Source organism: Bilophila sp. 4_1_30 (assembly GCF_000224655.1).
Lineage (GTDB): Bacteria > Desulfobacterota > Desulfovibrionia > Desulfovibrionales > Desulfovibrionaceae > Bilophila > Bilophila wadsworthia.
The window spans coordinates 310369-319869 of record NZ_JH114232.1 but is presented as its reverse complement, the minus strand read 5'-3'; the positions used below and the strand labels follow the sequence as shown (position 1 = coordinate 319869).

8 protein-coding genes are annotated in these 9501 nt (G+C 62.8%); 1 reads left to right on the top strand and 7 read right to left on the bottom strand.

The annotated features are described in order from the left end of the window. Positions 1–9: 9 nt before the first annotated feature. The 7 genes from HMPREF0178_RS08220 to HMPREF0178_RS08190 all read right to left on the bottom strand — a co-directional run bounded on the left by HMPREF0178_RS08220 (position 10) and on the right by HMPREF0178_RS08190 (position 7526). Positions 10–654: an HAD family hydrolase gene (locus HMPREF0178_RS08220; RefSeq protein ID WP_009368293.1), complete on the bottom strand. Its 645-nt coding sequence runs from the start codon at positions 652–654 to the stop codon at positions 10–12. Between the two features lie 4 nt (positions 655–658). Further along, complete coding sequence (locus tag HMPREF0178_RS08215) at positions 659–1570, bottom strand: phosphoglycerate dehydrogenase (protein ID WP_009368292.1); 912 nt, start codon at positions 1568–1570, stop codon at positions 659–661. 63 nt (positions 1571–1633) lie between these two features. Continuing rightward, entirely contained in the window at positions 1634–2203 is a 570-nt protein-coding gene (locus tag HMPREF0178_RS08210) for a DapH/DapD/GlmU-related protein (RefSeq protein WP_009368291.1), read from the bottom strand. Between the two features lie 299 nt (positions 2204–2502). Next, positions 2503–3273 carry a 3-deoxy-manno-octulosonate cytidylyltransferase gene (gene kdsB, locus HMPREF0178_RS08205; RefSeq protein WP_009368290.1) on the bottom strand — a complete coding sequence of 257 codons (771 nt, stop codon included), beginning with the start codon at positions 3271–3273 and terminating at the stop codon, positions 2503–2505. A gap of 24 nt (positions 3274–3297) precedes the next feature. After that, the gene (locus tag HMPREF0178_RS08200) at positions 3298–4215 is read right to left on the bottom strand and encodes an NAD(P)-dependent oxidoreductase (RefSeq protein WP_009368289.1); all 918 of its coding nucleotides are present in this window, start codon (positions 4213–4215) and stop codon (positions 3298–3300) included. Positions 4216–4349: 134 nt separating this feature from the next. After that, positions 4350–5108, bottom strand: coding sequence for an HpcH/HpaI aldolase/citrate lyase family protein (locus tag HMPREF0178_RS08195; RefSeq protein WP_039958861.1), 759 nt, complete (start codon positions 5106–5108; stop codon positions 4350–4352). Positions 5109–5528: 420 nt separating this feature from the next. Continuing rightward, positions 5529–7526 carry a cation:proton antiporter gene (locus HMPREF0178_RS08190; protein ID WP_009368287.1) on the bottom strand — a complete coding sequence of 666 codons (1998 nt, stop codon included), beginning with the start codon at positions 7524–7526 and terminating at the stop codon, positions 5529–5531. 229 nt (positions 7527–7755) lie between these two features. Between HMPREF0178_RS08190 and trkA the strand changes: the two genes are divergently transcribed. Next, the gene (trkA, locus tag HMPREF0178_RS08185) at positions 7756–9147 is read left to right on the top strand and encodes a Trk system potassium transporter TrkA (RefSeq protein WP_009368286.1); all 1392 of its coding nucleotides are present in this window, start codon (positions 7756–7758) and stop codon (positions 9145–9147) included. The last annotated feature ends 354 nt before the right edge of the window (positions 9148–9501 follow it).

Sequence of the window (9501 nt, the reverse complement as noted above, 5' to 3'; positions counted from 1 at the left end):
TCCAATCTTTTACTCCTTCCCCGCGAGTTCTTCCAGCCAGCGGTTGAGTCCGGTCAGATCGGAACCGTGGGGGTAGGCGGTATTCTCAAAGAAGGGGCCGCGCCCGTAAAACAGCGTCTCGGCGGCTTCGGCGGCGTCGCTGTCCGTGGTGGCGTCACCGACCATGACTGCGTCGGCGGGATCGATGCGCTCCTTGCGGACAATGCCCTTGAGCAGTTCCGCCTTGGCGGGCGGCGTCCCGCAGATGCCGGTGAAGTAGCGGGCAAGGCCGCGTTGCTCCAGAACGGACAGGAGCTCTTCCTGCGGCGTGCCGGAGCAGACGTACATGGGCACGCGTCCGTGCCAGCGTTCAAGGACATCCATGACGCCGGGCACGAGGGGCGCGTTCAGGACGTTGTCCAGCGCACAGGAAACGAACCGGGCGCAGCAGTTCTCCATTTCCTCGGGTGTGATTTCCCGGTGGAACACCTCGCGGTAGAGCCATGCGAATTTTTCGCGGCGGCTCACCCCGCCGTGCAGGGTATGGTAGAGGACGAGGCGGTCGCGGGCTTCCGCGCCGAGCGGCTCCGCCACCTGTGCGAAGGCTTTGGTCTTGGCGTCCACGGATTCGAGGATGACGCCGTCGCAGTCGAAAACGATGAGCGAAAGGGCCATACGCTTAGGCTCCGGGGAACAGGACGTCGAGCAGGTTCTTGATGGTGTCCGTTTCCATGATGATCCGCGCTTCCTTGGCATAGGAGCCGATGTGCGGGGTCAGGATGACGTTGTCCATCTCCTTGAGCGGGCCGTCGTAGGGCTCCTTGGTGAAGCAGTCGAGGGCCGCGCCCGCCAGATGCCCGGCGGTGAGCAGGCCGAGGAGGGCTTTTTCGTCGATGAGGCCGCCGCGGGCGATGTTCAGGATGATGCTGCCGGGGCGCATCAGGGAGAGGCGGCCAAGATCGAGCAGCGGGGCGCCGTTTTCCGTCTTGGGGCAATGCAGGGTAATGACGTCCGCCCAGCCCATCAGGTCGTCGAGCTCAAGGCGCGTATAGCCGGGGACGTCGGCAAAGGGATCATGGTAGCCGACGTTCACGCCGAACGGTTCGAGGAGGTGCGCCACGGCCTGGCCGATCTTGCCGAAGCCCACGATGCCCACGTTCTTGCCGTGCAGGAGGTTGCCCATGCGCTTCTTCCAGACGCCGGAGCGCAGTTCGCGGTCCTGATGCGGCACCTGGCGGAGCAGGGTGAGGATGAGACCCAATGTCAACTCCGCGACAGCCAGCGTGGGGCCGTCCGGCGTATTGCGGACTTCAATGCCCTTTTCGGCGGCGTAGGCGCGGTCCACGTTGTCCATGCCCGTGCCGCAGCGCGATATGACCTTGAGGTCGGGCAGGGCGTCCATGACCTTTTTGGTGAGCGGTTCGGTTCCGGCGGCGACCCCGTGGCAGCCTTCCAGTACCTGGATGGCTTCCTCTTCCGTCAGGGCGCGGCCCTTATCGTTCATGACGTATTCGACGCCCGCCTGTTCGAGCAGCTTCAGCGGCTCGTCGCTGTATCGGGCGAAAGAAGATGTGGTGATGGCGATTTTCATGGCGAAACATCCTTTTGGCTGGATGGGAAACGCCGTTCCGGCGTGCGGGGCGACGTTGGGCGATCAATCCTTGCGACGGCTGCCGATGACGCGCGCGGGAACGCCGCCCACGATGGCGTAGGGCTCCACGTCGCGCGTGACCACAGCGCCCGCCCCGACCACGGCCCCGTGCCCGATGCGGGTTCCGGGGGTGATGGTGCAGTTCGCCGCGATCCAGACGTCATCCTCGATGACGATTTCTCCGTACAGGTGACCCTGTAGCATGATAGGCTTTTCAAGGCTATCAAAACAATGGTTGGCGGCGCGCAAAACGGTTCCGGGGCCGATGGCCACCTGTTTGCCGATGCGGATGAGCCCGCCCGAGGCGTCCACGGTCACGCCGGGGCTCAGGGCCGCGTCCTCGCCCATGTCCAGCGTCCCGCCCTCGGCATAGAGCTGGCAGCCCCTGCCGATGCGCACGCCGTCCGCGAGGCTCATGTTTTTGCAGCCCTGCATGGCGATGCCTGTGCCGAACCGGGCCCTGCCGCAGCGTTTGAACAGAGGGCGCCACAGGAGCAGGCGCGCGCCCATGCCCGCGGCCGTCGGGATCCACGCCAGCGCCGCAATGATGAGCTCTTCGAGGAAGTGTTTCATGGTAATATGCCTCCGGCGGGCAGGGCGCCGCCCTGCACCCGCAAGGGGGCAGCGCCCCCTTGACCCGGCTATGGTTGGATGATGAGCGGGGGGAAGCCGCGGTTTCGTCCTTGGCGTGCGTCCCCCGGCGGATTCTGAAAAGGCAGGCTGATGTGAATAAAAAGGGGGAAAGCCGCCGCGCGGCCTCCCCACCAGTTGAAACGTTTGGGAGGATGAGGGGAGGGCGGCGGAGGGGAACAGGAGACACTTTCAAAGGGCCCCTTCTCTCTTCCCCCGGTTCCTTCTTCCTCAACTTCCCGTTACTTCGTGTAGCTGATACGCAGGGCGTCGTCCTTCATCATTTCACGGACGCGTTCGAGGTCTTCCTGCGTGTCGACGCTGAGGGTCCGCTTGTCGGTGGGGACCATGCGGACCTTTTCGCCGTGTTCGAGAATGCGCATCATGTCGACGGATTCGATGATTTCCAGCGGGCACTCGTCCATCGCGTTGAATTTGAGCAGGTAGTCGCGGCGGAAGGGGATGATGCAGACCTGTTTGTGCATGGGCACGTGAGGGGTCCCCTTGCGGCGGGACGGGATGGGCTCGCGGGAGAAGTAGAGGGCGTCGCCGTTCAGGTCGGTGACGACCTTCACTTCGTTGGGATCTTCAAATTCTTCCTCGGTGGCGAGGTCGGCCATGAGGTTCACGACGTTGATGGACGGATCCTTGAGCATGGGCTCGACGGCGGCGTCGATCATATCGGGGGTGATCATGGGTTCGTCGCCCTGCACCATAACCACGATGTCGGCGCGCTGCCCGGTCATTTCCTCAATCTTGAGCATGGCTTCGGCGGTACGGGTCGTGCAGCGGACATGCGTGTCGGCGGTCATCACGGCCTTGAGCCCGGCGGAGGCGGCGTAGTCCATCACGACCTGATCGCAGGTGGCGATCCATGTGGAGGACAGTTCTTTGCACATGGCGGTGCGGATGGTCACATGGCCGACCATCGGGATGCCGTGGATGTCGGCAAGGGGCTTGCCGGGGAAGCGGCTGGAGCCCATGCGGGCGGGGATAATGGCGATGATATTCATGAGGCGTCTCCTGAGCGGTGTCGGTTAGTCGGCTTTGTCCACCATCAGATACCCGCCGAGCTCCTTGAGGTCCGGGTGCAGTTCCTGATGGATTTCTTCCATGACCTTGAGCACGCCCTGTCCGAGTTCGGTGGACAGGTGCGGGGTCATCTTGCGGCCCACCTTGGGCATGAAGGCGTACGGCGTGATCTGGTAGTGCCCGCTGTTGGGGTCGTGCTGGTACTTGATTTCAATGGGCTTGCCGAGCATTTCCTCGATCATGCGGAACAGGTCGCCCACCTGCATGGGCTGGTTTCCAGTGAGCACGATGTTCTGGTTGGCGTATTCCGGGCCGAGGATTTCCACCGTGCTGAGTGCGGCGTCCTCGACGTGGATGTACTCGCGCAGGGCCGTGGGCGCGCCGTAATAGGTGATCGTGCCCTTTTCCAGCGCTTCGGCCACGAAGCGGTTGATCGCGTTGCGGCGGTCGGCGCGGGGGCCGTAGAGCGAACCGTAGCGCAGGATCGTGTATTCGAGGCCGAACATATCGTGATAATTTTCGATATACAGTTCGCACGCCTGTTTGCTGCACCGGTAGAAGCCGCCGGACTTGCCGTACACGTAGAGCGTGCTGGCGAAGACGTAGCGCTTGACCCCGGCCTTGCGGCAGGCTTCGAGCAGGATGACGTTGCCGAGGACGTTGATGCGCGCGGTTTCCACGGGCTTCTGGTTGGATTCGCCGATGTCGGCGAGGCCCGCGAAGTCGAACACGGCGTCCGCGCCGCTCACGACGGTATTGACCAGATCTTCGTCCAGCAGGCTCCCCGTGATCATCTTCTGGTCGGGGCGCAGGTATGGGGAGGGGCGCAGGTCGACGATGGTGACGTCGTGGCCCGCATCGGAAAGCTTGTCGCATACGTGCGATCCCAAAAAGCCGGAACCGCCGAAGAAAACGATTTTCATACAGGTTTGTCCTACCTTATTTCCCTCTCTTCAAAGGTGAAAGTCTTTGGAGGTGGAGGGGAGGGGTTCGGGGGAGGGGGAGGAGGAAGCCTTTCTTCAGAAAGGTTCCTCCTCCCCTCCCCGTCATTATCGTTTTACCGTTTCGGGCAGGCGCAGCCGTGGAGAAGGAACACCGCGTCGATGCCGTAGGCAATGAATCGGTAGCCGTCGGCGATGCACTTGGCGAGGCGTTCGGGCTCGGGCTGCACGACGTGGTTGCCCATAGGCATGTTGTGGCGCTTGCAGGCTTCGTTGATGCGGTCCATCACGGCGACGAAATCGGGGTGATCAAACTGCCCGGTGAGGCCCATCGAGCCGGAGAGGTCATACGGGCCGACCATGATGGCGTCGAGGCGGGGATGGGACAGGATGGCGTCGAGCTGTTCCACGGCGCGGATATGTTCGATCTGCGCGACAAGGAGGATGTCCTTCGCCACGTCCACGCGATAGGGATCGAAATCCCTGCCGTACATATTGGCGCGGGAATAGCCCACGCCCCGGCTGCCGCCCGCGTCGGGGTACAGCGAGAGGCTGATGGCCCGGTCAAGCTGCTCGCGGGATTCGATCATGGGGAAGACAAGCCCCTGCGCGCCGGAGTCCAGCGCGTCCTTGATGGGCCGCAGTTCAGCCTGCGCGATGCGCGCGAAAGGCGTGGAGCCGCCCCGCTCGATAGCGCGGAACACGTCCGGCAGGATGGCCCGCGTGAATGCGCCGTGTTCCATGTCCACCGCCACCCAGTCGTAACCGGATGCGCCCATCACTTCCGCAACGTCCGCCGAAGGGAACTGGAGCCACGTACCGATCGTGGCGTTGCCCCCGCGCATCATAGCCCGTATTTCCTGTGCCGTTTTCATCAAATATCCCTCTATGTTTTGGGGCCGCTCGCCTCTCTGGGGAGATGCCCGACAGCCGGCCTTGCCGGTGGAATGCTTTACAACGTCCCGGCTCCGGCCCGCAGGCCGCCGCCAGCCTGCAACTATAAACCCGCCCGTTCCCGCACGCAAGCTCTGGAGGTGTGGGGGGAGGTGAAGATTGGGGAGGGGAAAGGGAAACTTTCTTCAGAAGGGGGGAGCGCCCCCACGTTTCCCTTCCCCCCTCCCCAAACCCCACCCTTTTTCCTTCAAAGACTTTCGTAAATGGGGCGGGCCGCGGTAGCGGCGGCTTGGCGGCCCGGGCCTTGTTGGAAGTTTCCCGGAGTCACCGTTCTCGGGGATGCCGTATTTTTTGCTGCAATATGTCTGGATTTTTTTAGTTGTTGCGGAGGTATGCCGTCCCTACAAATCTTCGGCCTTCTCGGGTTCGGGATCGGTGCGGAAGAAGGGCATGACGGTCGTGAGGGAGGCGGGGGAGGCGAAGAGGAACACCGTATCGTCGCCGTGGAGGAAGGCGTCCCCGCCGGGCGAGGGGATGATCTGCCCGGCGTGGCGGATGCCGACGACGGTGACGCCGTATTTCTTGCGGAGCGAGGTATCCATCAGGCGCTTGCCGTCGAGGGCGCAGCCGGGTTCGACCTTGCAGGCCACCACTTCAAGGCCGGTGAGGACCTCATCAGCGAGGGAGGGCAGATCCATACCGGTCATGCGGAGCTGTCGGGCCATGTTGTAGTATTCGTGCCGGATGCTGTTCACGAACCGTTCGATGGTCTGGCGCGGGACGAGATAGTGCCCGAGCACGCGGGAGAAGATTTCGATGGACGTTTCGAAATCCTCGGGGATGACGTCGTTGGCACCAAGCCGCCGGAGGGCGTCCACTTCGCCGAGGAAGCGGGTACGTACCACGATGTGCACTTTGGGGTTGAGCTTCCGGGCCACGGCGGTGATGGCCCGGACGGCGGAGGGGTCGGAAATCACGACGGCGATGACGCGCGCGCTCTGGATGCCGAAGTGTTCCAGCACGAGGGGCTTGGAGGCGTCGCCGCCGTGGATGGGTTCCTTGCCGCCGTAGCGCGACACGGTATCGGGATTCATTTCAAGGATGACGTAGGGGATGCCCGCCTCGCGCGCCGTGCGGGCCAGATGCTTGCCGCCCACGCCGAACCCTACGATGATCAAATGATCCTTGAGGGATTCGTCCTTTTGGGCGGCGGCTTCCTCATCGACGGGCATGTGCATGTGGCGGCTCACGAAGGAGGCGACCTTGGGCGCGATTTCCATGACCGTGGGGGTCAGCATCATGGTCACGATGCTCGCCGCGAGGAACATCTGGTACCCGTCGTTGTCCATGAGGCCGCTGTTCACGGCGGAACGGGCCAGCACGAAGGAGAATTCCCCGATCTGCGCGAGGCTCATGGCGGCGAGGATGGAGACGCGCAGGGGGTACCCCACCAGCAGCATGGGCGGCAGGGACAGGATGGATTTCAGGAAGATGAGCAGGGCCGCGAAGAGGAACACCTTGTCCAGATGGTGCACGAGGAAGCCCACGTCGAGCAGCATACCCACGGAGATGAAGAACAGGCTGGTGAAGACGTCCTTGAAGGGGAGGATGCCTTCGAGGACGTTGAGGCTGTATTCCGATCCGGAGAGCAGGAGCCCGGCGAGGAACGCGCCGAGGGCGAGGGAGAGGCCGAGCGAGGCCGTGCCGAGGGCGATGGCGAAGCACAGGCCGAGCACGGTCATGAGCATGAGCTCCTTGCTCCGGGTACGGAGCACGAGCTGCATGATGCGGGGGACCACATGGCGGGCGAGGACCCAGCCGCCTACGAGGATCACCAGCGTCCGCCCGGCGGAGACGAGCATCCCCCCGAGGTCCGTGTCCCCCCGCCCGGCGAGGATCGGGATGGCGAGCATCATGGGGACGACGGCGATGTCCTGAAAGATGAGCACGGAAAAGTCGAGCCTGCCCTGGGGGGATTCGGACTGCGCCTTCTGCTGGAGGCGGCTGAGCACGATGGCGGTGGAGGACAGGGAGGCGAGGAAGCCGTACATCATGCTTTGCTGCCACGTCTGGCCCGTGAGCACGCCGAGGCACATGAACGCGCCGACGGTCAGCACCACCTGCGCCGTGCCGCCGACGAACACGGGGCGTTTCAGCCGCATGAGTTCTTCGCCGGACATTTCAAGGCCGATGGAGAACAGCAGCAGGACCACGCCGATCTCCGCCAGCAGTTCGACCGCGTGGGGGTTCTGGACGAGCCCCAGGGCCGTGGGGCCGCACAGGACGCCGGTCAGCAGGAACCCCACGATGGGCGGGATTTTGACCTGGTGGCAGACGAGCAGGACGCCGATGGAAAGGCAGAAAATGGCGACGATGTCCGGAAGAAGAGGGATGTCCATAGCAGTGGAGGCTCCATAAAAGCAGAAAGGATGAATAGTACATTCTTTTAAAATGGCTGCGTTGAGAAGGCAAGCGTAAAGGTCGGGTTGGCGAGTGCTCATGCGGGTTGCGGGCGCTTTTTCTAGTTTTCCCCCCGGATGTTTTACGCTACACTGCGGTAGTCTGAATCCTTGCGATGAACTGTTGTTTCAGAGCAAAATCCATCCTATAGGCGTTGTTGGAGGCTTTATGCTGTTTCGTCGTGCTCCCCAGAAAGTTGAAGAACTCAAGATCGTCATCGTGGGAGCGGGGGAAGTGGGGTTCCACATTGCGCAACGCCTGTCCGAAGAGCAGAAGCAGGTTGTGGTTATTGACCAGAACCCGGACAAGCTCCGCAGGATAGAAGACAACATGGACGTGCAGACCGTGCTCGGGTCCGGCTCCATCCCATCGGTTCTCAAGAATGCGGGGGCGGGCGACGCCGCTATTTTTCTGGCCGTGACCGACAGCGACGAAACCAATATCGTCGCCTGCCTGTTCGCCAACACCATCGCCCCGAAAGCCATGAAACTGGCACGGATACGCACGGAAGAGTACACCGCCTATCCCCAGCTGCTCGGCAGCGGGTCCCTGCAAATCAGTATGCTCATCAACCCGGAGCAGGAGATCGTCCGCTCCATCGAGCGCCTTCTCACGCTGCCCGGAGCCGTGGAGTACGGCCAGCTCGCCGACGGGTTCATCCGTATGGTCGGGATGCGCGTGGAGAGCGGCCCGCTCATTGAGCAGCCGCTGACCCGTTTCCGGGAGATCGTGCAGGACGACGGCATCATGGTCGGGGCCATCGCCCGTGGCCAGAAGCTCATCGTCCCTTCCGGCTCCGACGTCATCAAGGCGGGGGACACCGTCTATTTCGCCTACAAGCCCACCAGCCAGCGGGCACTGCTGCGGGCGCTGCACAAGACGCGGGGCAGCCTCGGCACGGCCTGCATCGTGGGCGGCGGGAACATCGGCCTGCGTCTGGCGCGGCTCCTTGAGAACAAGGGCGTGGACACCAAGCTCATCGACATCAGCGAGGAGCGCTGCGAACAGCTGGCGGACCAGCTGCAGGGTACGCTGGTCCTGCACGGCGACGGCACGGACAAGTCCCTCCTGCAGGAAGAGCATATTGATCAGATGGACGCCTTCATCGCGGTGACGGGCGACGAGGAATCGAACATCCTGTCCTGCCTGCTGGCGAAATCCCTCGGCGTGAAGGAAACCGTGGCCCGCGTGAACAAGGCCGCCTACCTCCCCCTCGTGGAAGCCATCGGCATCGCGCACAGCGTGAGCCCCCGCTTGTCCGCCGTGAACAGTATTTTGCAGTATATCCGGCAAGGGAAGGTGCTTTCCAGCGTCTCCGTGGGCGGCGACGCCGCTGAAATGCTCGAGGCTCTGGTGGATGAGGAATCCCTTGTCGCCGGGAAGCGTGTGCATGAGCTTGGCCTGCCCAAGGGGATACTTCTGCTCGGGGTCATCCGGAGCGGCGAGGCGTTCATCCCTTCCGGCCAGACCGTCATCCAGCCGCAGGATCGCATTGTTCTGCTCAGCCTCCGCGAGAAGATGAGCAAGCTTGAGGGCATCGTTTCGAAAAAGAAGGAATGACGCCTTGCCGGTGAAGGGCACACCGCTCCACGTCCCCCCATGCCTGTTTTTTATCAGCGGTTGCAGTCCGTTTAAGGTAGCTTCGGGACGCGCTCTTGCGTCTGCCGTAAGGAACACGTATTGCGGGCAGGGTTTTTCAGCGCATCAGGGCCGGCAGTCTTCAGCCCATGCCCGTTTCATCCGGGCTCGTCACTGCGGCTCTACGGGTGTCCGCCGCATATCCTGAATGTTTTGAATCCATTTCAAAAAAAGCTTCCCCATTTCCGGCGAAGGCTGGAAACAGGGATTCGATAAGGTCAAAAGTCTTTGAAGGGGATAGGGAGGGGTTTGGGGAGGGGGAAAGGGGGCGCTCTC